The organism is Saccharicrinis aurantiacus (assembly GCF_001660705.2).
Classification (GTDB): Bacteria; Bacteroidota; Bacteroidia; order Bacteroidales; family Marinilabiliaceae; genus Saccharicrinis; species Saccharicrinis aurantiacus.
The window spans coordinates 138,436-164,557 of record NZ_LYBV02000002.1 but is presented as its reverse complement, the minus strand read 5'-3'; the positions used below and the strand labels follow the sequence as shown (position 1 = coordinate 164,557).

General features: G+C 34.1%; 24 protein-coding genes. 15 read left to right on the top strand and 9 right to left on the bottom strand.

Going from position 1 to position 26,122, the window contains the following annotated elements; all coding sequences use genetic code 11:
* Positions 1 to 2: 2 nt before the first annotated feature.
* The 6 genes from A8B35_RS02015 to A8B35_RS01990 all read left to right on the top strand — a co-directional run bounded on the left by A8B35_RS02015 (position 3) and on the right by A8B35_RS01990 (position 3,822).
* Entirely contained in the window at positions 3 to 317 is a 315-nt protein-coding gene (locus tag A8B35_RS02015) for a NifB/NifX family molybdenum-iron cluster-binding protein (protein WP_068471633.1), read from the top strand.
* A 2-nt stretch (positions 318 to 319) separates the two neighbouring features.
* Complete coding sequence (locus A8B35_RS02010; protein ID WP_068471632.1) at positions 320 to 523, top strand: DUF5320 domain-containing protein; 204 nt, start codon at positions 320 to 322, stop codon at positions 521 to 523.
* Positions 524 to 578: 55 nt separating this feature from the next.
* Positions 579 to 1,013 carry an acyl-CoA thioesterase gene (locus A8B35_RS02005; protein ID WP_068471631.1) on the top strand — a complete coding sequence of 145 codons (435 nt, stop codon included), beginning with the start codon at positions 579 to 581 and terminating at the stop codon, positions 1,011 to 1,013.
* A 209-nt stretch (positions 1,014 to 1,222) separates the two neighbouring features.
* Complete coding sequence (locus A8B35_RS02000; protein WP_068471630.1) at positions 1,223 to 2,038, top strand: alpha/beta fold hydrolase; 816 nt, start codon at positions 1,223 to 1,225, stop codon at positions 2,036 to 2,038.
* A 6-nt stretch (positions 2,039 to 2,044) separates the two neighbouring features.
* Positions 2,045 to 3,433 (top strand): sensor histidine kinase, encoded by a 1,389-nt coding sequence (locus tag A8B35_RS01995; protein WP_068471629.1) that lies wholly within the window; start codon positions 2,045 to 2,047, stop codon positions 3,431 to 3,433.
* 11 nt (positions 3,434 to 3,444) lie between these two features.
* A complete protein-coding gene (locus A8B35_RS01990; RefSeq protein ID WP_068471628.1) occupies positions 3,445 to 3,822 on the top strand; it encodes a response regulator in 378 nt (125 codons plus the stop codon).
* Positions 3,823 to 3,828: 6 nt separating this feature from the next.
* On the opposite strand, the gene A8B35_RS01985 is transcribed toward A8B35_RS01990, so the two are convergent.
* Entirely contained in the window at positions 3,829 to 5,706 is a 1,878-nt protein-coding gene (locus tag A8B35_RS01985) for a tetratricopeptide repeat-containing sensor histidine kinase (protein ID WP_068471627.1), read from the bottom strand.
* 309 nt (positions 5,707 to 6,015) lie between these two features.
* Between A8B35_RS01985 and A8B35_RS01980 the strand changes: the two genes are divergently transcribed.
* Together A8B35_RS01980 and A8B35_RS01975 are read left to right on the top strand one after the other, a co-directional pair.
* The gene (locus A8B35_RS01980) at positions 6,016 to 6,672 is read left to right on the top strand and encodes a DUF6261 family protein (protein WP_068471626.1); all 657 of its coding nucleotides are present in this window, start codon (positions 6,016 to 6,018) and stop codon (positions 6,670 to 6,672) included.
* 555 nt (positions 6,673 to 7,227) lie between these two features.
* Positions 7,228 to 8,394, top strand: a complete 1,167-nt coding sequence (locus A8B35_RS01975; RefSeq protein ID WP_068471625.1) for a flotillin family protein — start codon at positions 7,228 to 7,230, stop codon at positions 8,392 to 8,394.
* 84 nt (positions 8,395 to 8,478) lie between these two features.
* Here the strand turns inward: A8B35_RS01975 and A8B35_RS01970 are convergent, their stop codons facing one another.
* On the bottom strand, positions 8,479 to 9,192 hold the full coding sequence (locus tag A8B35_RS01970) for a hypothetical protein (protein WP_068471624.1): 714 nt from the start codon (positions 9,190 to 9,192) through the stop codon (positions 8,479 to 8,481).
* A gap of 152 nt (positions 9,193 to 9,344) precedes the next feature.
* Positions 9,345 to 11,381, bottom strand: a complete 2,037-nt coding sequence (locus tag A8B35_RS01965; protein ID WP_083634269.1) for a M3 family metallopeptidase — start codon at positions 11,379 to 11,381, stop codon at positions 9,345 to 9,347.
* Positions 11,382 to 11,811: 430 nt separating this feature from the next.
* Here A8B35_RS01965 and A8B35_RS01960 point away from each other — a divergent pair, with 430 nt between their 5' ends.
* From A8B35_RS01960 to A8B35_RS01945, 4 genes are all read left to right on the top strand, one after another.
* Complete coding sequence (locus A8B35_RS01960) at positions 11,812 to 13,392, top strand: glycosyltransferase family 39 protein (protein ID WP_068471622.1); 1,581 nt, start codon at positions 11,812 to 11,814, stop codon at positions 13,390 to 13,392.
* 167 nt (positions 13,393 to 13,559) lie between these two features.
* A complete protein-coding gene (locus A8B35_RS01955; RefSeq protein ID WP_068471621.1) occupies positions 13,560 to 14,261 on the top strand; it encodes a phosphatase PAP2 family protein in 702 nt (233 codons plus the stop codon).
* 257 nt (positions 14,262 to 14,518) lie between these two features.
* Complete coding sequence (locus A8B35_RS01950; protein ID WP_068471620.1) at positions 14,519 to 15,502, top strand: hypothetical protein; 984 nt, start codon at positions 14,519 to 14,521, stop codon at positions 15,500 to 15,502.
* 67 nt (positions 15,503 to 15,569) lie between these two features.
* Entirely contained in the window at positions 15,570 to 16,553 is a 984-nt protein-coding gene (locus tag A8B35_RS01945) for a DUF6588 family protein (RefSeq protein ID WP_068471619.1), read from the top strand.
* Positions 16,554 to 16,731: 178 nt separating this feature from the next.
* On the opposite strand, the gene A8B35_RS01940 is transcribed toward A8B35_RS01945, so the two are convergent.
* Positions 16,732 to 17,250 (bottom strand): nitroreductase family protein, encoded by a 519-nt coding sequence (locus tag A8B35_RS01940; protein WP_068471618.1) that lies wholly within the window; start codon positions 17,248 to 17,250, stop codon positions 16,732 to 16,734.
* A 94-nt stretch (positions 17,251 to 17,344) separates the two neighbouring features.
* Between A8B35_RS01940 and A8B35_RS01935 the strand changes: the two genes are divergently transcribed.
* The 3 genes from A8B35_RS01935 to ppnP all read left to right on the top strand — a co-directional run bounded on the left by A8B35_RS01935 (position 17,345) and on the right by ppnP (position 20,696).
* Positions 17,345 to 18,109, top strand: coding sequence for a YdcF family protein (locus A8B35_RS01935; protein WP_068471617.1), 765 nt, complete (start codon positions 17,345 to 17,347; stop codon positions 18,107 to 18,109).
* A 182-nt stretch (positions 18,110 to 18,291) separates the two neighbouring features.
* A complete protein-coding gene (locus A8B35_RS01930; RefSeq protein ID WP_068471616.1) occupies positions 18,292 to 20,271 on the top strand; it encodes a peptidase U32 family protein in 1,980 nt (659 codons plus the stop codon).
* A 143-nt stretch (positions 20,272 to 20,414) separates the two neighbouring features.
* Positions 20,415 to 20,696 (top strand): pyrimidine/purine nucleoside phosphorylase, encoded by a 282-nt coding sequence (gene ppnP / locus A8B35_RS01925; RefSeq protein ID WP_068471615.1) that lies wholly within the window; start codon positions 20,415 to 20,417, stop codon positions 20,694 to 20,696.
* A 228-nt stretch (positions 20,697 to 20,924) separates the two neighbouring features.
* Here the strand turns inward: ppnP and A8B35_RS01920 are convergent, their stop codons facing one another.
* From A8B35_RS01920 to A8B35_RS01900, 5 genes are all read right to left on the bottom strand, one after another.
* Positions 20,925 to 21,722: a tRNA-uridine aminocarboxypropyltransferase gene (locus A8B35_RS01920; RefSeq protein ID WP_083634268.1), complete on the bottom strand. Its 798-nt coding sequence runs from the start codon at positions 21,720 to 21,722 to the stop codon at positions 20,925 to 20,927.
* Between the two features lie 232 nt (positions 21,723 to 21,954).
* On the bottom strand, positions 21,955 to 22,953 hold the full coding sequence (locus tag A8B35_RS01915; RefSeq protein ID WP_068471614.1) for a hypothetical protein: 999 nt from the start codon (positions 22,951 to 22,953) through the stop codon (positions 21,955 to 21,957).
* A gap of 126 nt (positions 22,954 to 23,079) precedes the next feature.
* On the bottom strand, positions 23,080 to 23,745 hold the full coding sequence (locus A8B35_RS01910; RefSeq protein ID WP_068471613.1) for a CPBP family intramembrane glutamic endopeptidase: 666 nt from the start codon (positions 23,743 to 23,745) through the stop codon (positions 23,080 to 23,082).
* A 497-nt stretch (positions 23,746 to 24,242) separates the two neighbouring features.
* Positions 24,243 to 24,695: a cupin domain-containing protein gene (locus A8B35_RS01905; RefSeq protein ID WP_068471612.1), complete on the bottom strand. Its 453-nt coding sequence runs from the start codon at positions 24,693 to 24,695 to the stop codon at positions 24,243 to 24,245.
* Between the two features lie 67 nt (positions 24,696 to 24,762).
* Positions 24,763 to 25,434, bottom strand: a complete 672-nt coding sequence (locus A8B35_RS01900; protein ID WP_068471611.1) for an RNA polymerase sigma factor — start codon at positions 25,432 to 25,434, stop codon at positions 24,763 to 24,765.
* Positions 25,435 to 26,122: the final 688 nt, after the last annotated feature.

Here is a 26,122-nt window from a genome sequence, read left to right as displayed (position 1 = left end):
CTATGAATATTATAATTACCTCAACGGGAGATAATACAGATGCGGTATTTGACAAACGTTTTGCACGTGCTCAATATTTTTGCGTGTATAACACTGATACTAGAACTGCACAATTTATAAGCAATACCAGTAATAACAATGCAACATGCATTGGTGATACTGTAGTTGATAAAATAATTGACCTAAAAGCTTCTAAAGTAATATCGGGCGACTTTGGGTCTAAGGTAAAAGAGCTGCTTGATAAAGCTAACATACAAATGATAATATTACCCAATACGGAAGAAACCATTACTCAAATAATAAACAAAATTAAATAGTTATGCCACAATGTAACGGAAGAGGCCCTAAAGGTATGGGGCCACAAACAGGACAAGGATTAGGAAGATGTAATCCTGAGAATTTACGATTGGCTTCGGATAAGCACGAAGGAAAAAAGAAATGCTGCAAAGAAAAACATGGTCAGCACAAAGGCGGTCATTCTAAACATGGCAAAGGCTGTGGACATAAACATCACGAAGCTTAAAACTCTAACCCAACTTATAAATTATAGGTTGGGTTCATCAATTATTACAACTACTATGATTTCACACACAATGCAACTTCGGCCACGTTATGGCGAGGTAGATCAAATGGGTTATGTATATCATGCCAACTATGTAAGTTATTGTCACCAAGCTCGAACTGAACTACTCAGGGAAATAGGTTTACACGACAGTTATTTAGAAGAGAATAATGTGATGCTACCTGTAATCTCTTTTGATATAAAATATAAAAAGCCGGCTCACTACGATGAGTTAATCAACATAAAAACCACTATTAAGGAAATTCCGAAAGTGAGGTTTGAGTTTGAGTTTAAAATTTATAACGAGAGTAAAGAAATTATCTCAATGGCTAAATCAACTGTTGTATTTGCAGATGCAACAAGCCGCTTACCTATAAAGATTCCACCTTTTATTTTAAACATAATCAGTAAAATAATTAAAAAAGAAGATAATAGTCACTCGATTATATAACTGCTAATTGCACGCTACCTCCACTCACTTAAACCACTGAATACCAACATACATACCTCCCAAAAAGCATATAATACACTCTATCTAAACGGCATACAACCAACCAAATAACGTCTCATGAATAATAGAAAATACTTTTAACTCTAATTAAATTTTGACAAGTATCTAAAGTTCACTAACTTATTTAGAATAAAACTAACCTAAATAGGATGGACTTAATTAATTATCAATACCTACATGTCGGCGAAAATAAAATTGCCTATAAAAGACAAGGTGAAGGACAAACTATTTTGTTCATACATGGTATTGTTACTTATTCTTTTATTTGGAGAAACATTGCTCCTTCATTTGCAGCCAGAAATGATGTAATTACTATTGACTTATTAGGCTGTGGATTCTCTGATAAAGCATTTCATCAAGATCTTTCTCTTAAAAAACAAGCTCAAATTATTCATACATTTTGCAGCAAGCTAAAGCTTCAAAAGATCATATTAGTCTGCCATGATGTTGGTGGTGGAATTGGGCAAATACTAGCAGTAAACTATCCTAAATATTTTTCTAAACTCGTATTAATTAATTCAATTGGTTATAACTATTGGCCAGTACAACCTATTATTTCAATGCGTATACCTATTATCAGACAGTTAATTATATCTGTTCTTGATATGGGTATGTTAAGCTTAGTTATAAAACGAGGATTATACTACAAAAACAACCTAAGTAATGAATTACTAGCCCTCTTTTCGTTACCCCTAAAAAATATTGATGGTAGAAAAAGCGTTTTGCAATTTATTAAGAATTTAAATACTAAAGACTTAATAGAAATAGACGAGCAAATATCAGAATTAACTATCCCAACATTAATTATAAGAGGTAAAGCTGATATATACCTAAGCAAAGCTATTTGTAACAGGCTACATACCCAGATTAAAACCAGCAAACTAATTACCATAAAAACCGGAGGCCACTTTATTCAGGAAGATGAACCTGAGTTAATTTCAAGCTATATTAAATCTTTTATTTAATGAACCATGCCCGACTTAAAGAAAAATAAAACAGATCATCGCGCTCAGTTAAAGGTACTAGAGCATGAAAATGAAGTCCTCTCTATTAAAGTTGAGGAATCGTTATTATTGAATAAGATATTTGAAGAAATTGGTCACTTTCGAGAAATTGAGCAACTTTTAAGCGATGCACTTGAGTGTATTTCAATTTTTTTAGATCTACCTGTGACCGCCTTATATGATTACAAGGATAACGAATTTATTTATGTAGATGGATATTCTCAACTACATAACATTTCGAACTCTAATGTAAATATTAATATTCCCCAGCACTTATTAGAGGAAGATACAGGTACTAAATTTCACTTTTTTGAAGGCTCAGGATCTGTTATAATTAAGGATGGATATAATACGTTTTCTTCTAGTTGTATTGGATTAATTTCTCTTAGAACTGAGATTCATAAAAATAGATATTTTTTATTTGCAACTAATACAAACTCATCTGACCTTGAACAGAGAATTCCTATTCTTAAGAAGGTCGTTCATATTATATCGCGAAGACTTGAACGTATTTATTATCAAAAAGAATTAAAGCTTGTTAACACAAAACTTCAGGCAACCAATACAGCATTAAATAAAAAGAACCAAAATCTAATACTAAAAAATGAAATAATAAACACACAAAACACTGAACTTAAATGCACCATGAAAAACCTAAAAGAAGCACAGGCTAAATTAATTGAAGCTGATAAAATGGCATCGTTAGGTATTTTAACTGCGGGTATTGCACATGAAATTAATAATCCGCTAAACTATATTATGGGTGCCTACTTTGGACTTGAGAATCATTTTAAGGGTCAAAAACTAGAGAATGATGAAACCATAAAAATACTTATGGATAGCATAAAAGAAGGTATAGATAGAACTGCAAACATAGTACAAGGACTAAGCAACTTTAGTAGACAAAATGACAAGTTTGACGAGGATTGTAACTTAAATGAAATTATTGATAATTGTTTATCAATACTTCAGTATCATATTAAATCTAAAACTGAGATTATAAAAAACTATAGCAAGGTTATAATATGTAAAGGCAATGTTGGAAAGTTACATCAATTGTTTTTAAATATAATTTGCAATTCAGTACAAGCAATCAGTAAAAATGGTTTAATCAATATTTATATGGAAAAATGCAAAAATAATATTGAAATAACGATAAAAGATAATGGTTGCGGAATCAGTGAAAAAGATTTGCACAAAATTACAACGCCCTTTTACACTACAAAAGAACCTGGTGTTGGTACAGGATTGGGCTTATCAATATCGTATAACATTATAAAAGAGCATAAAGGAAACATAGAGTTTAACTCAATAGTTAACATTGGCACAACTGTTGTTATTGCTCTTCCACAATAAAAACACATAATATGAATAATTCTATAGGAATACTTTACGTAGATGATGAGCCTATTAATCTTCAATTATTCAAGATAAATTTAGGCAATAAGTATAATGTCTTCACTGCTAATAGCGGCAGTAACGCTTTGGAGGTATTAGCTGAGTTTAAAAAACAAATTAATGTTATTGTAAGTGATTTTAGAATGGCTAGAATGAGTGGTATAGAACTCATAAACACTGCAAAACTTAAATATCCTTCAATTTATTGTTATATGCTTACTGGTTTTGATAACAATAAAGAAATTGACGAAGCTATTGATAAAGGTACACTAAAGAAATGCTTTAGAAAACCGTTTAATATGGTAGAAATTGAATATGAAATGAAAGCAATAGGTGGAAGTATGTAATGGTATTTATTTTAATTCTTTAGTTTTCCTTTTATAAGGAATTTCAAAAGAAAAAGTACTACCCTCTCCTTTTTTACTTTTTATTTTTAGAGATCCTCTGTGTTTTTCAATTAAAGTAGAACAAAAATAGAGACCTAAGCCTGAGCCCATTTCGCCACTAGTGCCTGCGGTTGAATTATGATTATCATTTGATAATATACTATTTATCTGTGATTTCGACATTCCTACTCCATTATCGCTAACACTAAATTTGATTTTATCTGCTTTTAGAGCACACGATATCTTAATTATAGAATCCGGATCAGAAAACTTAATAGAGTTACTTAATAGATTACGCAATATGGTAAGTAACATATTCCTATCCCCACAAAAATTAATATTATCTACCTTTTTAATAATACAAATATGCTTTGTATTGGCTAGGTGCGATACATGACTAATTGCATCGCTTATTAAGGAATATGAATTAGTATCCTGACACGTGGGCTCAAAGCCTTGAGTATTATTTTGCGACCACAACAATAAATTCTCCAATAAATTATGTGTGGAATTAACCATAGGTACAAACTTTTTTAATAAGCCATCTATTGATTCATTGTCAAGTAATTTATGATGCATTAATTGTGTAAAGTTCTTCAGATTACCTATCGAATCGCGCAAATCGTGGCCAATTATACCTAATATTTTACGCATCGAATCGTTTAACTTATCAAGTTCAATGAGTAAGTTACGGTTAACATTATGCTCTTTATTCTTTTTATAAAAACCAATTGCTACCATACATAGCAGCAGAACTATTAACACACTAAAACCTATTAAAAACTGCTGTTGCTTCCACAACTGGTTATTCATTTCTTCACTGATCTGCAAATTACGCTTATTCAGTTCAAGTGCATGCTTGGTGCCCAAGGCATCTATTAACTCCGTATTATTTTTTAAATCTAGGCTATCAATATAAGCCCTTTCTTTTCTCGCATAAAGGAGTGACCGGCGGTAATACCCATTTTGCTCACAAAGACTACTGAGAAGAGCACTACTTTCTTTTAAAAGCTTATAATTACCAAGCTTTTCCGATCGTTGTAAAGCTTCTTTAGCGGAACTAAAGGCTGATGAAATTCTTCCGCTTTCATACTCTACTTCGGCAATCATATGCAGCTGTTTTATCACCTCATACTCTGAAGGTTCTTCCTCAAAAAAGGCCTTTGCTCTTTTGTAATGAAATAATGCCTTACTGTAATTCTTTTGGTTTTTTTCGGCTGTACCAAGGCCATCATATATATATCCATATAATTTATCGGTTTTACCATCTATATAAGTAAGCGCTTTATTCAAATAAATAATTGCACTATCATTTTTATTAACCTCTAAATAATAAGATCCTATATTATTAAAATTATAGCTGAGCGCTACACTATCATTGGCCTCTTCGTTATACTTTCTGGCAATTTGAGTATGATCAACAAAGAGTTTCTCGTAACCCAAATTGTAATAATCAACAGCAATATTACTATGGCATAAAGCAAGCAGACTTGAGTTTCCTTCTGATAAACTTGTAGCATCATCAAGTATGGCAAGCGACTGCTTATACTCTCCATTCATTGAATAAATTTGACTTAAGCCTACTGATGCATTAACAATGCCTGTGATATCATTTAACTCTGTAGCTAAGTCAAGAGATTTTTTATAATATTCTATAGCCTCATCAGATGAATTATAGGTAAGGTGCTGAGCCATTTCTCTGTATAATTCTACTTTAAGAGTATCTTCATCCGCAATTGAAATAGCATATTTTAGGCTATCAGTTTTGCTAACTTGTGACGACAGCTTATCAGAAACAATAATAAAAAGGGTGGTTAGTAAGATTGTTTGTAAAACAAACTTCATAGATTAAATAATATTACAATTACATATAAATGGGATAGGTAAGTGTTATATTATTAATATTTAAGGGCGCTAAAGTAATGATTTTTATTTATTCACAAAGAATAAACCGCTTCTGATATAAAACTGTTAGAATTGATAATATACTCAAGATTTCTATACCAATTATAAACATCTTCATCCGTAAAAAATATGCATTAATCATAAATCTGAATCATCTAAGCCATAATATTTATCCATTTTTTGAATTATGTAATATGTTTAAGATATTAGTCGCATTAAACAAAATAACCTTAAAATTTTTAATTTACTATGGAACTTATTGTATTGCCTCGCCTAAGTTTAAACCATCTGCAAACCATTACCGAAGAATCTGTTAAACTATGCGAAACCATTCCGGAACTCAGCGCTGCCATTGAAAAGGTAAATAATGTACTGGAGCCTTTTAAAGAAGGGATGCTTAAAGAATCGCTTACCGCCGTTGATAAAAAAAATACGGATTGGAAACGTGATAGATTAACCAAAGGGTTTATTAAAAGTGTGAGAAACGAACTCCTTTTTGATCATTCTGATGCTGAAGTTTTAGAAACCCTAAAGCAACTAAACAAAGTTGTAGATAAATATGGTATTGAGGTTACTCGCTTACCTTTAAATGCTGAAACGGCAGCCATTGATAATCTTTTAAGCGATGTGGCACAGATTGATATTACTTCATTATCGAACACTGGTATTACACGATGGATACCTAAAGTGAATGATGCCAACCAAGCATTTAAAATAGCCAACCGCGATTATAACGCTAAAACCACATCGAATAGTGCCATTAATTCGGCCTCATCAATAGCTCCATCGCTACGTAAATCTGTGAATGGTTTATATGCCATGCTTTTCGGATTAATAATGATGTCGCCTAGCGATAATTTAATCTCAACCTATAAACAACTTGATACTTTAGTTGACACCTATTAAAACTGAGTAAACGAGCTCTACTGATGAGCTCGTTTTAATTTTTTCACCATTTCAAAAATGCACAATGCCTCTGCACCCGTGCATCAGGCTGATTCAAAACTGTAATACCCTTCGGCAGATGTACCTAAGGCTATTTCAAAATTAAAACACCCTTTTTCATATATGCATAACTTATTTTTAAAACTGACATACCCTTTTTCATACGTGCAGAAGCCTATTTCAAAACTGTTTTACCCCTCTGCACAAGTGCACAATACCCTTACATAAATGTTTTTTGTAAAAGTTTAACAACTCATTTTTAACCGCTACTTTGCATACATAATTAATCATCGGCTTAAGCCGATATAGTAAAAAACACATTGCCTCGAGCATTGTAATCTTAAACTTAAATCATATTATTATGACTACATTTTTGGCGTTTTCGCCATTATCATCGGACTAATTGCGCTTATTATTTCGGCGCTAAACAAAACCAACAGTAACTTCCCAAGCATCTTAAAAAGCATTAAAAAGAGTCACTCGTATTTCCTATTCGGGATAGGTATATTCTTACTATTGACCAAGTCGTTATTCTTTTTTGCCGATCGTGGATTTAACTACCTACTGGTATCGCCAACTGGTAAAATGAGCGCTGTTATGGAGCAAGGTATTAAGTGGCGTGGCTTTGCTAAAATAGACAAATGGCAGAAGTACATTGATGTTAAGGTAGTAAGTAAAGCAACCGAATCAGATATTGATGAACTAGAAGGCGTAATGAGTCCTATTCCAATTCGTTTTATCGATCAGGTTACTGCTCTTGGCCATGTATCATTACGCTTTCAACTGCCTACAGATAACGAATCGTTTATTGGGCTTGCAGTTAAGTATCGTACTATGAGTAACTTGGTAAACAACACCATAATTCCTACCGTTAGAGAACAATTAACGAACACGGGTTATATGTTTGCTGCGCAAAATTATATCTCAGGTGAAGCTCAATCGTTCCGACAAACTTTTGAGGAGCAATTAAAAGGAGGAACTTATGCCGTAAATAAAATTGAGGTTAAGGATACCATTTTTAATCAGATTGAAGAAATTAAAACCGCGCGTACTATTAAGGAGATACAAACCAGCTATATTGTTGAAAAGATTCTAAAAAATGGAATTCCTAAACGTATACCTCACGAATTATCAGAAAACAATATTATTGTATCTCAGGTAATAGTTGATAAAATTGACCTTGAAGCTACCTTTAAACAACGCTTAGAAGCGCAACGCGATGAATCGGCAAAACGCCAGCTTGAACAACAAATGATTGAAACAGCCAAGGCCGAACAACAACGTATTGTTGCCCAAGGGGAGCGCGATAAAGCTGAAGAGCGTGTTAACCAAGAAAAGGAACAGGTGAAGGCCCTTATTGCCATTGAAACCAAATTAAAGCAAGAAGAAACCAATAAGAAACTTGCAGCCATCGCCTTAGAAACAGAACGCTTAAACGCAATGAAGCAAAAAGTAACGGCTGATGCCGAGGCTTACGAAATCTCGAAAAAGGTAACTGCTGGTATTACTCCTGAAGTGAAACTTCAAATGGAACTTGATCGTGATGTAAGGGTAGCTGCAGAGATAGCAAAAATCACTTTCCCAGAAACAATGATTATGGGTGGTAACTCTAAAGGCGGCACCCCGCTTGAAAGTTTAATTGGTGCTGCAATGGCTAAACAGTTGCAAACTACTAAGAAGTAATTGAATAAAACTTCGAATTTCTAACTACAAAAAAAGAGCTTGACCTTAAAAGGCAAGCTCTTTCTATTTTATATTTACCTATTTTTACATAGCTGGAACATATAAATTTCCGAAGGTACTTTCGCTATAGCTGTTAGGATTAATTATAATCTCAAAATAAATATTTTCGCTATCTCCTTCTCTATTTGGCGTATACAAGCTAGTTATTTCACCAATATCAAAGGTAGTAATGTCAAACCCAGTGGTTTTATCCTCTTCCTCTAATTCCTCACCTTCAAAAACGTTAACTAAAACCAACTTAACATCTTTACCCTCTTCTTGCATCGAAGGCTTATAAATTAACTGAAGTTCATTTTCTTCGTGGTCTTTAAGGTACTGAACTTGCATATTCACATTAGTCCCTGAAACAACAATCCCCATAGGAGATTCATAAACTAACGTATGCACAATTGTAGCAGTATCACTATCAGAATGTACATCAAGTTTTTTTCTATCAACATCTGCCATACCTAAAACCTTAATGCTATAAGTATTCTCAGCAATAGTTTCTTCAACTTCGTAATTAACAACAATTCTTTGTCCGTGCTCAATATCATCTCCAAACTCAATCATACTCTCTTCTGAGAATTGCAAAAGCATAAATCCATCAACATCAACAAGAATGCTTTCGTCGCTATTCACATATACATTTCCGTAGTTTGTATAGGTATTAATGAATTCCTCATCCTCCTGACACGAACTCATTAAAACCGTAAATGCAATTAAAAATACTCCCCAATAATTTTTCATCTTTATCATCCTAATAAGTTTATTTTTTATCCTAGTAACACTTTTTAACAAAAAGTGCGCCAATATACATATTTACCTTCACTATTACTTTTTTTTTGTTAAAAAAAAGAGCTGTTCATTTTTAAACGAACAGCTCTACTTTATATTATACTATAGATAGCCTATTTTACCAAACCTTCTCTAATTAGCAATGCATCATTAGTTGGTTCTTGTCCTCTAAAGGCAACATATAAATCCATAGGATGCTGTGTTCCCCCTTTTTCAAGGATGTTCTTTCTAAACGAATCCGCTGTTGCTTGATCAAAAATACCATTCTCTTTAAATACGCTAAAGGCATCAGCATCTAATACTTCGGCCCACTTATAGCCATAGTATCCTGCGGCATAACCACCTGCAAATATATGTGAGAAAGCAGTACTAAAGCAAGTTCCTTCAACTGCCGGAAATAACTCTGTTGGTGCCATTGCCTCATCCTCAAATGTATTAACATCACCTTCAAAAGCATTTTCTAAACTATGCCATGCCATATCGTCCATACCAAATGATAACTGACGAACACTTTGATAACCGCTTTGGAAATTAGCCGACTCCATAATTTTAGCCACTAAATCATCAGGAATTGTTTCTCCTGTTTGGTAATGTTTCCCTACTTGCTTTAACCATTCTTTTTCAGTTCCCCAGTTTTCAAGAATCTGCGATGGAAGTTCAACAAAATCGCGGTAAACATTGGTACCACTTTGACTTACATAGGTACACTTACTTAACATACCATGTAAACCATGACCAAACTCGTGAAGGAAAGTACGCACTTCTTGATACGTTAATAAAGATGGTGTATCCTCTGTTGGACGGCTAAAGTTACAGACCAACGAAACAAACGGACGAACATCTGTACCATCTTGAACAAACTGCTCGCGATAATTGGTCATCCAAGCCCCTCCTCTTTTACTCTCGCGCGGAAAGAAATCTAAATACAAAACAGAAATAAATTTGCCTTGTGCATCAAATACCTCATATGCTTTAGCTTCTTCGTGATATGGAGTAATATCAGCATTAGCTTTAAATGTTAAACCAAATAATGTATTGGCTAAACCAAAGATACCTTCTTCAACTTTTTCAAGCTGAAAATATGGTTTAGTCATTTCGTCGGTGATGCTAAACTTCTCATTTTTTAATTTCTCTGAATAGTAAGCAAAATCCCATCGCTGTAATTTACCTTTTAAACCATGTGCGTTGGCATAAGTTTCTACCTCTTTTACTTCTTCTTTTGCAAAAGGAAGCGATTTATCCAATAGTTCCTCTAGAAAAGCATTTACCTTTTCAGGTGTTTGTGCCATTCTATCTTCAAGTACATATGCTGCGTGACTTTTAAAACCAAATAATTGAGCTTTTTCAAGTCTAAGGTTTACAATTTGCTTTACAACATCGTTATTATCATGATCGTTTCCTTTGTTAGCACGCATTGAGTAAGCCATATAAAGCTCCTTACGTAACGCTCTATTATCAGCATACTTCATAAAAGGCACATAACTCGGGAATTGCAATGTAATTACCCAACCTTCTTTTTCTTTAGCTTTTGCATCGGCTGCTGCTGCTGCAATAATCGCATCTGGCAAACCTGCTAGCTCCTTTTCATCGGTAATATGTAATTCGTAAGCATTGGTTTCTGCCAATACGTTTTGTCCGAAAGTAAGTGTTAGTTTTGATAGCTCCGTGGTAATCTCGCGGTAACGCTCTTTCTCCTCACCCGTTAATAAAGCACCTCGTTTAACAAAACCTTTATAGGTATCTTCAATTAATTTAAGTTGCTCTTGATTGTAATTGTTTTCCTCTTTGGCGTCGAATACAGCTTTTACCTTGGCAAAAAGCGCTTCGTTTAACCAAATATCATTTGAATGCGCCGTTAGCATTGGAGAAACCTCAGACGCTATATTTTGAATATTATCGTTGGTATTGGCTGAATTAATATTGAAGAAAATATTGGCAATTCTGCTTAAATTCTCACCAGCATACTCCATTGCAAGAATGGTATTTTCAAAAGTTGGCGCTTCTGAATTAGAAATAATCTTGTCAACATCTTCCTTTGCCTCTTTAATAGCCTCAGTAAAAGCAGGAATATAATGTTCCTCTTCAATCAACTGAAAAGGCGGAGTTTGATGTACTGTTTTAAACTCTGAAAGTAATGGATTGCTGTTCATATTGTTTTTGTTATTGCTACAACTCATTTGTAATAGTGTGCAAATTAAACAACTAAATACTAAATTTAGTTTCTGCATAGGATAAAAATAGTTTTTTTGATAAAGAAGTTGTTTAAAGTCGTGCTGAAAAACTGCGAGTAACATCTTGATTGCATTACCTTCAGCTAATTTTTATTCCGTAGCTATGGCTATGCAATAAAAATTAAGCTTTGTTACTGAAAACCAATATGTCACTCTCGAAATTTACAGACAACATTAAATAACTTCGAAAAATTTTAAAAAGCGAAAGTATTCTTTTTAGTATATATTTTTCATGATAATAGTTAGTTCCTCATTGTAAAAGAAATATCATCAAATAGTTATTTTTTAGTACCTGTAGATGAAAACTATACATTAATACATAGTTTTAGGCACTGAATAAAATAACACAATGAGATCACCTAAAAAACCAAACACAAATCACTTCTCACATAATAACAGAATTATTCTGTGGATACTATCTGCGAATTTCATTTTACGATTCATAATTGCTTTTTATACTGATTTAGGAAATGACGAGGTATATTATACAAATTATGCTTTATTTCCTGATTGGAGCTACTTTGATCACCCACCAATGGTTGGATGGCTAATTAGATTATCAACCTTTAATATGTACTTTTTCAACAATCCGATATTCGTAAGGCTAGGATCGTTGATCATAGGTAGTTTAAACCTTTGGATTGTATATAAAACGGCCATTTACATAGGAAACAAAAAGCTAGGTATTATTTCTACTTTTCTCTTAAGTAGTTCATTCTACAGTTCGGTTATAGCTGGCGTATTTATATTACCTGACACCCCCTTAGTTTTGTTTTGGTTATTGGCCATAAACCAAATGGTCAAATATATCAACACCAATAAAAATCAATTTATAATAACATTTGGAATTTGTGTGGGCTTTGCGCTACTATCAAAATATCAGGCCATATTTTTATGGTTTGCGGCATTTATATACTTTATTGTATACAATCGTAAAGCTTTTCTTTCTCCCATCTTGTATGTTTCAGGGCTTTTATCAGCCATATTATTTTCGCCCGTTATAATCTGGAATTTCAATAGCGAATTTTCGGGTATTAATTACCATACCAATAGAGTAGGAAGCGATAGTATATGGGCAAATTTTGAGAATTTTGGACCTGAACTATTCGGACAAATATTCTACAATAACCCAGTCAATTTTGTTCTCATTATAATTGGGTTAGTTACCCTTTGGAAACACCGAAATATTATTACAAAACCAATTGCATTTTTACTGTGCGTAGGCTTACCTCTTCCCTTGGTTACTATTTTTTTATCGGCATATAATAAAACCCTACCACACTGGAGCGGCCCTGCTTATTTTGCCCTCATACTAGTTAGTATCTATGCTATTCAGGAAACCGTAGCCATAAAAAGACCTAGATTTTTTTCTAATTCGGTCATCATTGCGCAATCAATATTCTTATTGGTATTTATAATTACTTTAGTTCAAGTTGAATCGGGAAAGCTATTCCCCAATAATGAAATTAGTGAAACAAGATTTGGTAAAAAAGACTTTACTGCGGATATAAGTGTTTGGAGAGAACTAGAAAATACTCTCTCTGATTATATAGAAACAGGAGGAACTATAAAAACTAATATTTACACGCATAATTGGTTTCCGGCAGCACATATTGATTACTACTTCGCTCATCGAAATAATATAGATTTATACGTAGTGGGAAACCCGAACCACCTCCATCAATACATTAAAATTAATCAAACACGTGGCCAGATACAGAGTGGTTCTGATGCATATTTCATAAGCACCTCGCATCATTATTCTGAACTGCCAGAGGATTTAATTTCGAGGTATACACAGGTATCATTACCTCAAATTATTCCGATACATCGAAACAATAGAAAAAGAGTAAACCTATTTTTATGGAAACTATCCCATTTGAAAGAAAATTACTTACCCGAGGCTTATCACAGTCACAATATTCAATAAGAAATAGTTAAAATACCATTAGCTTAATACTACACTTTTCAGTCAATAATATTGGTATAACATTACAGTTAATATTGCATTCAAAATAACTGTTTCTTAATGCTGATATAAATTACCAATTACCTAAAAGCACTTGTTTTGCAATATTATACTTTCAATAATATATTATGGTAAAAAGCGCTAAATTTTCAACTTTAAACAGCAAAGGGGTAAAAGAATTTCTTGCCGTTTTCGCAATCTTTCTATTGGTTGGTTCTATTCTTCTTTTATCCTATAACAAAGGTGAACTTGTTTTTAATCTGAATTCTGTAGCCAATACAACATTAGATGAATTCTTTAAATTATATACAGATATTGGACTTGGAGGTGCATTGGCAATACTTGCCGTAGTATTTTTATTTATCAGATATTACTATACGATATTAATAGCAGCCAGTCTTATCGGATCAGGTATTCTTGTTTACTTATTTAAACAGGTATTATTCACCTCTTATAAACGGCCAACCAAGGTTTATGATATCGATTTATTTCCTCACATTATGGAAGGCGTTCAGTTTCATTCGCATGGCTCTTTTCCATCAGGGCATACCCTAACCGCTTTTGCTGGAGCTATTATTATAGCAATGACATCGCACAGGAAAGGAATTGGTGCACTAACCTGTGTTATGGCAATTCTAGTGGCAGTATCACGAATGTATTTATTACAACATTTCTTTATGGATGTATTTACAGGGGCTGCCATGGGTGTTATGCTTGTATTAGGTCTACATTTTTGGTTGGGTAGATATGAAAACAAATTAAGTGGCAATTTAATTTACACCATTAATAAGCGTCAAAAGCAAAAGGTGCCAGACCTAAAAAAGGCCTAAGAATTTATTACAAATAAATATTTCAGATACTAATGCAATATATTAAGCATCTTTTATAACAGTTTTATAATTGTTACAAAGGGTGCTTTTTTGTTTACCTATAAATCCATTTAAATCAGTACATCCATTCCTAATTTATCCACTCTTAATTCCTTATCAGGATAAAATAATTGACTTACGCGTTGTATACTGTAACAAAACGGAAGACTGACCGTTAAAGTAGCTTAAATCGCACACTCTAATTAGTCAACAATAATATGCTAAAAAAAACTTTCCTATTAGGAATCCTTTGCGCACTTACCATCCATTTTGCCCATGCCCAAAAAAGTGAACTTTTATCAACAAAAGATGAAAAAAGAATAGCTAAAGCCGAAAAGAAAATCAGCAAGGCCGAAGCTATTGCCGCCAAGGCAGATCCGTTAACCGAGAAAGTTGAAACGGCTAAAGCGGATGGTAAATCAAGAAGAAAAATAAAACGTCTTGAAAAGAAAGCCAACAGTAAAACCATCTTATCTGCATCATACTATAAAGAAGGATATAATAAAAAATATAGCGCATACGAAAAAGCCGTTAAACGCAACCTGAAAGAAGGGAATGTGGCGGATAATAAAGATCAATTAAAAAAGGCAAAAGACGCCTACAAAAAAGGTAAAAAGTGGCGTCGTCAGTTGGCTAATGAAGATAAACTAGAAGAGAGTGTTGAGTTATTGTTTATGGCCAATAATATTCAAGAAGATGCCACTAAGCACCTCAATAAAATACTGATTCCGATACCGCAAGAAGCCACTATTGTTGAAACCCCGATAGCAATAGATTCAATACCGGCAACTATTGAAGCCGACACTTTAGTAATGGCAGAAGATACAGCTGCCATATCAGAAATAATTGAACCTATAGTAACTGAAGAAAATACCGTAGCAGCAGCAATTGTTGCCCCCATAGCTATTATTGAGGATACTGAGGAGGTGAAACCAAATGAAAATGGCATATACTTTACGGTACAAATTAGCGCCTCACCCACGCAATTAAATCAACTGCAGAAAGACAATTTATACAGTGGATCTTTAAAAATACTTGAACACAAAACAGAGAGCTCATATAAATACAGTGTGGGTAAATTTAATACCTATGATGAAGCAAGTGCGCTAATAGGTAATGAAATTAAAAAGGGTTTTGTAGTGGCTTACAAAGGTGATGAGCGCATCTCAGTTAGACTGGCAAAAGAACAAACCCAACCCTAAATATAGCGGTACTCTTAAGCTAAAAAAACCCAACAATAAAACTTAAACACATTAACTACCATAAGAAATGAAAAAAGCAAAACTTGTTTTAGCACTAATCCTACTAACAAGCACTACTTACGCACAGTTTGGCAACAAAAGTATCGGTGACTTCTTAAGCTTGGGAACAGAGGATGCCAATACCTTAGCCAACCCTTATTTAGCGCCAATGGCTAATATGTTAGGGGCCGGACTAAATGCAGGGTGGTATACCTCGGCAAAAACACATAAAACCTTCGGTTTTGATATTACCGTAACCGGGGCCTATATGCCAACTAGCAATAAATCGAAAACATTTAATGTGGCAGATTACGAATCGCAATTAAACGAGTTTAAATTGGCTGATCCCAGTAATTCTATTTCTCCTACAGTGATGGGACAAATGGATAATAGGCCTAAGTTGGTATCACAGAGTGATCCTTTCGGAACTGAAATATCAATGCCCGATGGTGCTGATTTAGACTATATGGTAACCCCCATGATTACCTTAGGCCTTGGTTTGCCTTATGGTTTTGAATTAAAAGGTAGGTTTACAACGGAGTTAGATCTTGATGACTATGGTAAGTTCTCATTATGGGGATTAGGCGTTCAAAAGGAAATAAAAGAATATATACCCGGCGTAAAGCACGTTCCTTTTTTAAACATGTCGGTATTGGCAGCATACACAACGCTTAATGCAGTTACTGGTGTTGAGTTTGAAGAATCAGATGGAGATTTAGATGTGCAGTCTAATGCCTATACTGCCCGATTATTGGTTGGGGCTAACTTTCCGGTAGTATGCTTTTATACTGGGCTAGGATATGGAAATAGCAATAGCGATTTTAACGTTATTGGTGATTTTGTTGTTAATGGTGAAACTGTTACTGATCCGATAACACAAAACTTTACTACCAGCACCTTCGATTTTAATGCTGGTATGCGCATCCGATTAGGTATTTTTGCTTTACATGCTGAGTATACAACCGGAGAATACAGTGCGATTACTGGTGGGGTTGGTATTAGCTTTAGATAGATAAGGTATTAGTTGTTAGCTGGTAGCTAGTAGCTGTTAGTTAGTAGCGAACACTTCACATATATCACAAAACAAAAAGCCAAAGGAGAATCTTATTACAATTCTCCTTTGGCTTTTCTGTTTATATCTTTTAAAAATTAGTGTAAAGTCTGTTATCTCTTATCTAAAGATGCATTCTTTATTTAAACTCGTTATAAAACATTACCTCTTCAATCGCTTTACGTTTCTTTTCAGGAGGTTTGATATCCACGGGATAACCGATAGTGATCAGCGCTATGGGCTCCCATTGGTGGGGCACTTTTAAATAACGCTTTATTTTATCGGCCTTAAAATGACAAATCCAGCAAGTTCCCAAGCCCAATTCAGTAGCCATTAAAGTCATATGATCAATCGCTATTGCCACATCAATATCGGTATGGTCTTTTTTATCATACGAGCGTTTCCACCCTGTACTATGGTCGCCAAAAACGGCAATAACACATGGTACCACCTTAAACCAATCTCTATCGTAAGCATCCCTTAAGTCGTTCAATACCTTATCCTCATCTATCACCACAAACTTCCAAGGTTGTTTATTGGCGGCCGATGGAGCAAGCCTTGCAGCATTAATCACTTCTTTTAATAATGGGCGGGTTACTTTATTTTCATGATACTCGCGAACGGAATATCTGGTTTTCATTAATTCTTTAAAGTGCATAACTAAATATTGAATGGGTTATCAAAAAATCCTACTATAAATATATAAGAAACTGTTTGTATATTCGAGCCCTAACAAAACAAATCGCAAATAAATGTTTTTTATTCTATCTAAAGTCCTATCCTTTATCCTCTCTCCTATTTGGTGGATTACTGTGCTACTATTGTGTTACCTTATTTTTAGAAATTACAAAAAACGTAAAGTCTTACTTTACGCTGCCATAACGATACTATTAATTTTTTCTAACAAAAACCTATTCCATCACGCGGCAAAAGCATGGGAAGGAGCACTAACAAACCCCGATGCAATTGAGCATTACGATGGAATTATTGTACTTGGCGGATTTTCGGGTTTTCAGACCGAGAGCAATAGAATTCAATTTTACCAGAGTGCCGATCGTTTATTTCAGGCTGTTGAACTCTATAAAAAAGGCAAGGCCGATAAATTTATCTTTACAGGAGGATCAGCAAGTATTATTGTAAAAGAGAAACAAGAGGGCTTATTTATTAAGGATTACTTGAAAAAGTTAGATATCGCTGAAGACAGTACATTGGTGGAATGGGAATCGCGCAATACGCACGAAAATGCAGTGGAAACCAAAAAAATGCTCGAAGCCATTGGTGCTGAAAATGGCAAATACCTTTTGGTTACTTCGGGTTTTCATATGAAACGCGCCATGGGATGCTTTACTAAAGAAGGCATCCGTGTTGAACCCTATACTACAGATGCCTTACAAAGCTTAATACCACCAACTTTTGCTGATGTTTTAACGCCTTCGGCTAGTGCCTTGGCGCTATGGGAACGCTTATTCAGAGAATGGGTTGGTATTGGGGTTTATAAACTTAAAGGATTTTTATAAGCGATAAATGATAAGTTATAAATGATAAACGACAGCAAGCTTTACGTCTTACTGTTATTTATAACTTATCATTTATAACTCATCACTTCTAAACATTGCTCTTTTAGCATATATTAAGACCATCATGCCTAAACAATCATTAATTAAGGTTATTTTTGTGCCCGAATAAGTAAAATCAGAACATGAGTTTTAAGCCAGAATTATTAATCCCAGCGGGGAATATTGAGTCGTTTCATGCAGCAGTAGAAGGTGGTGCTGATGCTATTTTTTTAGGACTAAAGCAATTTAATGCTCGTAAAAGAGCCACTAATTTCTCTAATCCGCAGTTAATTACCATGCTCCACATTGCTAAAGAAAACAATGTGCGCATATACGTAACGCTCAATACGGTAATTAAAAATCATGAGATTCCTGAATTGCTCGAATTCCTACACTTTTTATCGCAAACCACAATTAGCGCGGTAATTATTCAGGATTGGGGTATTTGGTATCTGGCTAAAAAGTATTTCCCTAATTTGGTGGTTCATGCCAGTACGCAAATGGCCAACCATAACTCGGCGGGAGCTAACTTCTCTAAAAAAGCCGGAATTGATAGGGTTATTATGGCGCGCGAACTCACCCACCCTGAGTTAAAACTGATTATGAAAAAAACACAGTGTGAGGTTGAGATATTTGTGCACGGTGCATTGTGTTATTCGTTCTCAGGACTTTGCTTATTCAGTAGCTATTTGGGTGGTAAAGGCGCCAACCGAGGGCAATGTACACAGCCTTGTCGTAGGGTTTTTAACGACGATGGTAAGGGACATGCTATTTTTTCGTTAAAGGATAATCAGCAAATTAAGTTGGTTCCTGATTTTACCGACATGAAGGTGGCCTCACTCAAAATTGAAGGTCGCATGAAATCGGCGGCCTATGTATACCGTGTGGCTCAGGCCTACCGTAAAGTAATTGACAACCCGGCTGATATGGCCGAGGCTGAAGAATTATTGAAATGGGATTTTGGTAGAGAAAAAACCGACTATTTCATGGGTGGTAAAGTTAAAGGGTCTATCTCTGAAAACACTAGCAACGGTATTTTCTTAAGCAAGGTGCGCAAGCTGGGTAATGATAGTTTCTTTATACAAACTAATCATGATATGGAACGCGGACAGCAGTTGCGTTTGGTGAATAAAACGGGCGACTCAACCAATGTTAAGGTAAAGGATTTTGAGAAAGACCACTCTACCTACGAGATATTCACAGAGAAAAACATTCGTAAAAACGACGATGTGTACTTGGTGGGATTACCTTCTAAAAACTTCCCTAGCAAATTTGAGAGCTTAAAGCATTTGAATGTAAAACCACTGAACGGAAGTGTGAAACAAAAAGTCCGTCAGGATATAAAAATAAAGAACAAACAAAGCAGTAAACCTGAGTTTTATGTGCGCGTTGATAACCTAGAGTGGTTGCGTAAACTTAGGGTGGATGAGTATACTGGTATTTGGTTAGACATCTCTAAAAAAGACTACCGTAACATTCCGCTCGATAGTCCATTCTTTAAAAAGAACCTTCACCGCTTTTACATTGAGCTACCAGGTTTTGTGGCCGAAAACCATTTACAAGAGCTGATACAAGATATTAATTGGTTGGCTAAAAAAGGTATGAAGCAATTTGTATTGAGTCATCTTTCGCAGCTTGAGTTATTACCTAAAGGATGTAAGGCCATTACCAACGAGCGTGTATACGTATACAACGATGCGGCCATTAGAGGCGTTAAAACCTTTAAGGTGGAGAATGTGACCTACCCGGTTGAAAGCGACTTTGAGAACTTACAAAAAAGTACATCGCGCGATGGTATTATGCCCATGTATAGTAACCCCGAACTATTTTTTGCGCGCATGCCTGTTGAGGTTAATAATGCCGATGATGAGTTTAGCGACAATACCAATAAGGAGTTTAAACGCTATATCCGTAATGGTATGACTTCTGTTTACTCTAAAACACCAGTGGCGCTTTTTCAGTATGCAAATACACTAAAAAAAGAAGGCTTTTTCCGATTCTTATTTGATTTGAGAACCGAAGCTCCTTCGAAGCATTTGCCTACTAAATTATTTAAGAAGTTTAAGGCATCGGAACAGCTACAACCTTCTACTACGTTTAATTTTAAACGAGGATTGAGTTAGGTATTAGCTTTTAGGTGTTAGGGGTTTGCATTTAGGGGTTAGCTGCTAGCTTTTAGTTGTTAGGTGCTAGGTATTAGCTTTTAGGTGTTAGGATGAAGTGCAATATTAAATAACCTATAATTAACTATAATATAAAGACGAACATGTTACAAGTAAACGAGTATTTTAACGGAACTGTAAAATCAATAGCTCTAGAGAATGCAGAGGGTAATGCGACCATTGGTGTAATGGAAATTGGCGAGTACGAATTTGGTACTGCTACCATTGAGCACATGACTGTTACTAGTGGTACTTTATTGGTACAACTACCTGGCGAAACGGAATGGAAAACCTTTAATAAAGGCGAAACCTTTATTGTTGAAAAGGATGTAAAATTTAAAGTAAAGGCTGAAATGCAAGTGGCTTACCACTGTTTGTATGTATAAAGAGCTGTTTTAGCTTTTAGCTGATAATATTTGAGGGTATCGGGTGATACCCTCTTTTTTATACCAATTCTATTTTAAAGTGAGGCTTAAATTGTTTTGTATATTTTTGACTTAGGCAAGGCAAAAAATTGAGGCATATCCCTAGCTACGGCGATATTTTTTAACGATGGATAAGTTAAAAAGAACGAAAGAATAAGGCTCATTTTAATGTAGTATTGGTATTAGGCCTTATTCTTTTTCGAAAATAATATTCCTATTCGTATCCTTTTTATACATATCCTTAGTAACAATCACTTTTTTGGTACTCGGACGATAGGAATTATTGTGTGGGTTTAGAATGCACTCCACTTGGTATTCGAGCATTTTTTCAAAAGGCAAAAGGAAACCCTCGGTCTCACATTGCTCCAATTCGCCTTTGTTAAGTAGGTTTAACACCGTATGCACCGACTCGATGGTACTAAGACAAAGCGATTCGGGTTGCTGCTTAATAATAAACTTCGATTTAATTTCATTATCGAAACTCACCCTTTGTAGTTGTTGCAAGTTGGTACTTAGTTTAAGCATTTTACGGGCACAGGGCCATGTGCCATCTAAAACAAATATGCATGGATTAGTACCCATAAACGAATTTATTTCAGCACCATTTCTTAAGGATAAATTGAAATTCTCTTTTCCTGGATAAAGCAAAAAAGAGGAATTGGCTTTGTTATTCAGTATTTCATTTACACGCTTATTCTCGGTAAAATCAACACCCACTATAATCTCCGAATTCTCAAGTTGAAGCTTCGTCATACGACCCGTTCCGTTTTTTTCGTACTTGTACTCCTTGGGGTGCATCAGTATTATAAAACGAGTATTAGTTTGGATAGGATTGGTGTGTTTGCAAATACATGAGCTCGAAGGCCTCATACATATGTAACATTTTGATCTTGTACTTTTTATTTCTTCGCGCAAAGTAAATGTATTTTGATTTTTATTGGCTAAAGCACCTTTGTGATTAATGCCGAAATGAAGCCACCACTGCATTTAATTACAGAGCACGCAAAACTACGATTTTACAGGTAACTATCAAACTTTAAAGGGTGTGTCAAATTAAGGTTATCACCACAAAAGTAAGCTGCCCCAATTTTTGGTATAACTATAGCTGCGATTTACTTGTACACAATTTTTTATTGAAACACCAATTTCTATTCAACGAACCTATCCTTAGCGCATTGCCTAATATTATTACTGATACCGTGTTATGGTCCGATTATTTTCACATACTCATTTTATAATAAAACAGGCCATCTTGAGGCCTTTTTATCACATTCTGCTCCATCAAAACATCTGTAGTTTCGGTATAAATAATATGATACCACCAAATAAAAAACTCTTCAAATGTAATCTCTTTATCAAAGGCTAATTCTTTATATACTTTTTCAAAATCAAGTTTATGCTTTTCTAAAATCTGAACCAGCGTAGGTAAAAATACTTTTGGCATTTCATACACAACTGTATTGAAATCATTTTTACTAAATGAGTGAACCACCTTTTCTTTATAATTTTTCCATCCTTTATGTTGGTCAGTCCTTGTATTTCCATATACTGAAATAAGGGTAGAGTCATTTCTTACAATTACTTGATTTCCATAAATACCATAAGCTTCCTCAATGCTTTCATTCTCTTTTTCAAGAATAGCTAAATAGTATCTACTCCCGTTACGCAATGGTCTTTCCTTTCGTAGAAATCTTTTTTCAACATTATTAATTTGTCCTACATCTAAAAGTACATCACTTAAGTAGAAAAAGGATAAATCGTAAAAACTATACACTTTTGATATATCACTGTTATCATGAAGCTTTACTAAATCAGGTATTTTCCCTTTTATACTATCAGCTATTTCCTTAGCTAGTAAAGAACACTTTTCTGTTAATAAACGGCCCCTTTCTAATGTAAAAATACCTAGGCCAGGAACCAGTTTATCATCTTGTTTCTGAAGCAGGCCATTCTCAATTAGTATACTAATATTATATTTTGTTTTTTCTTCATCCCATTTAAGTGTATTAGCAATCTCGCTTACTGGTATATTATAATGTAACGCTACAAGAAAAACATCCATCTCGTCGTTTGTAATGTCTATTTTAGGCTTACTATTTCCTTTAGATATCTGCTTCACATCTAAAGTAGATTTTACAATTTCATCTACCTTTTTCTTATTTTCAATATTACAACTAGATATTGTTAGAATTGAAATTAATAATACTAAGTTTCTCATGTTATTTTAAATTATTTAGATTGGTGTACAACGGCCACTTGGATGAATAGCCTGGAAATTAAAGGATAATCCACTTCTTAAATCTATCCGAGCCAAAGCTTTTTATTGTGTTGGTTGCTTTTCATTTTAGACTATATAACTAAATATATTCCAAGACATATGAAATATAATAGACACGCCAATTGACTTAGATCGAAAATAGAGAATTCCAGATATTATACCTCCAAAAAATGTTATATAAAATAAATGCCAATCTTGTATAAATGAGTCAAATATCAAATTCATATAAGGTAAATGAACTGAAGCAAACAATAAAGACGCTAATAAAACAGCAAATATAACACTCGTTTTTTTCTGTAAATTATTCTGGACATACTCTCTGAAAAACAACTCTTCTGCTATAGGAATCATTAGAATAGCAGAAACTATATTTATATCCCTGAACTTTGGCAAACCATCAAATCTATATGCAATATAGTATTCTGTTCCAAACATAAAATTGTATATCCAATTTAAAGGAGTTTGTATAAAAACAAATGAAATGCCCAATATCAGAGCAAGTAAATACCATTGTCTTTGAGTTTCTTTAATTAGATTTTTAAAAGTCCGCTCTTTTATAAAAAAAATAAAAATAGAAACTGCGATTAATTGCAAAGTTCCTTGAATTAAGAAATAATATCTGTCTAAGATTTCTAATCCATTTATTTTCTTTATCAGAGACCAAGAACCTATAAGCTCAATGCCAATGATATAAAGCAAAGTTACTAAAATAGCCTTTAGTATAGTTTTCATTTTGGGTCTTTCTTGCTCGTGCCTAACTATCCCCCACCATATGCGTATATCATTCTACCGTATGTTCTGTATACTCACCAAGGGTGTCAATATAAGCTTATAACTAGGGTTTATTTTGTGCATGAAAGTAGCAAAAACTATATTATGTTTTGTTTTATAAACTCAATTTGTAATCAAATTAAATAAGACTGGCCAAAATGATAAGTTAAAAACTACTTGTAATGGCCTTCTACCCTCCCCACCATAGGCATTGATACCATAATGTTTCTAATGTTATTTTAAACTATTGTTTGAGTTGGTTTATAACGGCCACATACAAGTGCAGTACGGGTTTTCGAAGCACTGCACTAGCAATGGGCTGAAAATCTATCAAACTTTAAAGGCCGAGTCAGATTTAAATTTGGTAGGGCTTAAAAATGGCAAACTTGGATAGATGATACGTTCTCACATTACTATTATGTATTGCCTGGGCATCGTTCTTATTTATTTCTTATCAATCATTTTAAAATCTCTCCTTTTACTCCAAACCCATCAAGTACATTGTAATTTTCTAAAGTATTTGCCTTTGCTTGAATAACCATTAGAATCATTATATCATCAGAATTGTTTCTCCAAGTTCGTTTCCCTTTAGGTGCAACCCTAATTATTGTGCCTTCTTGAATATCAAAAAGGTCGTTGTCAACTTGAAACTGTCCTTCTCCTTTTATAAAAACATAAAGCTCTTCTTGATTTAAATGACTATGCAAAAATGGAATATCCGAATTTGCTGGCATTACTTGAAAGGAAACCTCAGTTCCGGTGGTTTTTAGTGTTTCGCCAACAAACAACTTACCCGGAACATCTTGTTTTAATTTTGGGTGTGGAAACGAATATTCGGCTAGGTTTTGTAGCTTTCCTATTTCAATTGCTGAATAGTTATTCCCTTCTGATTTAATTATTGCTTTTTTCATTTTTCTCCAATTTAAAATTAAACATATACTTGTTTAGTGGAGAAAAACACTATGCTGTGACAACTTCTCAAATTATTTTTTCCCAATAATTTTTACGGGGCAATTCTTTATCAAACTTTTTATAAATATCAACAAGTCGCGCAGCATTTGAAAGTTTCTTATATTCTTCATCAAGCCCTACGGACTCAACATGCTTACGGATTCTGCACCTACATTTGGCATGTGAATTAAACAGTATGCAATCTTTTTGCATGAAGTTTTTCACTTTCTCGCGAGAACGTGATGCAATTTGCCGAATATTCTCTGCTTTCAAGTCCATTATTTGTGCAATTTCTGAATCCCTTAACTCGGCAATATCTCGGAATAAAAAAATCATTCGGGCCTTATTTGTTAAACAATGGCAAAATGCTGTTAGGCAATAATCACACTGCTCCTTTACCCATTCTTTTTCGTTATTTTCAGAACCATTATAATCAATACTTTCTAAATTGAAATGAGAATCTATCTCTGATGATTTCAGAATCCTCTCCTTTTGAGAATATCTTAAAATGGTTCTTTTCGCAATAGAATAAATCCATGTTGAAATACTTGAGTTTCCTTTAAAAGTGTCAAGACTTTTTAAAACTTCATACCATACTTCTTGAGATGCTTCCTCCGCCAACTCATTATTCCAAATCATCCGATGTGATAATCTCGAAATTTTTATCCCATATTCTTTTACGAGTTGCTCTGTATTCATATCAATTAATCAGAATGTTTATATGGGTGTTATTGTGTGTTTTCTGACGTTGGGTTGATTAAGCTATAAGCGATTTGAAAAACCAAAATAACCCAAACACCACAAAGCCAGCATTTTTATTTGTGTTTAAACTTAATTGTTTCTGAACATAAATAAAAATTTTGGCGAAATTCAAACAACTTACATAATTTCTAATTACTATAAACACGTATGCTTTATGCCATATTATTGTACGCTGCCCATTTTACAAAAAGATGTATTAACGCCTTGCTCCTATCTTATCAAAACATTGTCCTATCTTCTTCAATCCTGCTCCTATCTGATCAAAATTTAGTCCTATTTTGTGAAAATTGATATTAATGTGTTCCTCATGCATTTAGTAGTTATCAAAACTTAAATAAATGTGCACAAAACGATATCCTATCTAAATAAAATAGGAGCAAATCTTATGAAGAAATGCTCCTATGATGATGAAACTTAGTCCTATTTATGAATAAGCTACTCCTATGTTGCTTAACCTGCAATATGCATTAACTTATCTATTGCGCACTAAAACTACTTCAGAACAAAACGATTAACTTTTACCAACTCACCATAGCGGTGCTATGCCTCGTCTCTATAAGTTTTTGTTTTATTGTATTTTTAATGCTCATTGCGATATTCTAATACATAATACGGTTTAAAGCTA

Bases quoted from the DNA above. Each gene is read 5' to 3' on its own strand.
- A8B35_RS02015 (WP_068471633.1), top strand. From the start codon at position 3: ATGAATATTATAATTACCTCAACGGGAGATAATACAGATGCGGTATTT.
- A8B35_RS02010 (WP_068471632.1), top strand. From the start codon at position 320: ATGCCACAATGTAACGGAAGAGGCCCTAAAGGTATGGGGCCACAAACA.
- A8B35_RS02005 (WP_068471631.1), top strand. From the start codon at position 579: ATGATTTCACACACAATGCAACTTCGGCCACGTTATGGCGAGGTAGAT.
- A8B35_RS02000 (WP_068471630.1), top strand. From the start codon at position 1,223: ATGGACTTAATTAATTATCAATACCTACATGTCGGCGAAAATAAAATT.
- A8B35_RS01995 (WP_068471629.1), top strand. From the start codon at position 2,045: ATGCCCGACTTAAAGAAAAATAAAACAGATCATCGCGCTCAGTTAAAG.
- A8B35_RS01990 (WP_068471628.1), top strand. From the start codon at position 3,445: ATGAATAATTCTATAGGAATACTTTACGTAGATGATGAGCCTATTAAT.
- A8B35_RS01985 (WP_068471627.1), bottom strand. From the start codon at position 5,706: ATGAAGTTTGTTTTACAAACAATCTTACTAACCACCCTTTTTATTATT.
- A8B35_RS01980 (WP_068471626.1), top strand. From the start codon at position 6,016: ATGGAACTTATTGTATTGCCTCGCCTAAGTTTAAACCATCTGCAAACC.
- A8B35_RS01970 (WP_068471624.1), bottom strand. From the start codon at position 9,192: ATGATAAAGATGAAAAATTATTGGGGAGTATTTTTAATTGCATTTACG.
- A8B35_RS01965 (WP_083634269.1), bottom strand. From the start codon at position 11,381: ATGAACAGCAATCCATTACTTTCAGAGTTTAAAACAGTACATCAAACT.
- A8B35_RS01960 (WP_068471622.1), top strand. From the start codon at position 11,812: ATGAGATCACCTAAAAAACCAAACACAAATCACTTCTCACATAATAAC.
- A8B35_RS01955 (WP_068471621.1), top strand. From the start codon at position 13,560: ATGGTAAAAAGCGCTAAATTTTCAACTTTAAACAGCAAAGGGGTAAAA.
- A8B35_RS01950 (WP_068471620.1), top strand. From the start codon at position 14,519: ATGCTAAAAAAAACTTTCCTATTAGGAATCCTTTGCGCACTTACCATC.
- A8B35_RS01945 (WP_068471619.1), top strand. From the start codon at position 15,570: ATGAAAAAAGCAAAACTTGTTTTAGCACTAATCCTACTAACAAGCACT.
- A8B35_RS01940 (WP_068471618.1), bottom strand. From the start codon at position 17,250: ATGCACTTTAAAGAATTAATGAAAACCAGATATTCCGTTCGCGAGTAT.
- A8B35_RS01935 (WP_068471617.1), top strand. From the start codon at position 17,345: ATGTTTTTTATTCTATCTAAAGTCCTATCCTTTATCCTCTCTCCTATT.
- A8B35_RS01930 (WP_068471616.1), top strand. From the start codon at position 18,292: ATGAGTTTTAAGCCAGAATTATTAATCCCAGCGGGGAATATTGAGTCG.
- ppnP (WP_068471615.1), top strand. From the start codon at position 20,415: ATGTTACAAGTAAACGAGTATTTTAACGGAACTGTAAAATCAATAGCT.
- A8B35_RS01920 (WP_083634268.1), bottom strand. From the start codon at position 21,722: ATGCAGTGGTGGCTTCATTTCGGCATTAATCACAAAGGTGCTTTAGCC.
- A8B35_RS01915 (WP_068471614.1), bottom strand. From the start codon at position 22,953: ATGAGAAACTTAGTATTATTAATTTCAATTCTAACAATATCTAGTTGT.
- A8B35_RS01910 (WP_068471613.1), bottom strand. From the start codon at position 23,745: ATGAAAACTATACTAAAGGCTATTTTAGTAACTTTGCTTTATATCATT.
- A8B35_RS01905 (WP_068471612.1), bottom strand. From the start codon at position 24,695: ATGAAAAAAGCAATAATTAAATCAGAAGGGAATAACTATTCAGCAATT.
- A8B35_RS01900 (WP_068471611.1), bottom strand. From the start codon at position 25,434: ATGAATACAGAGCAACTCGTAAAAGAATATGGGATAAAAATTTCGAGA.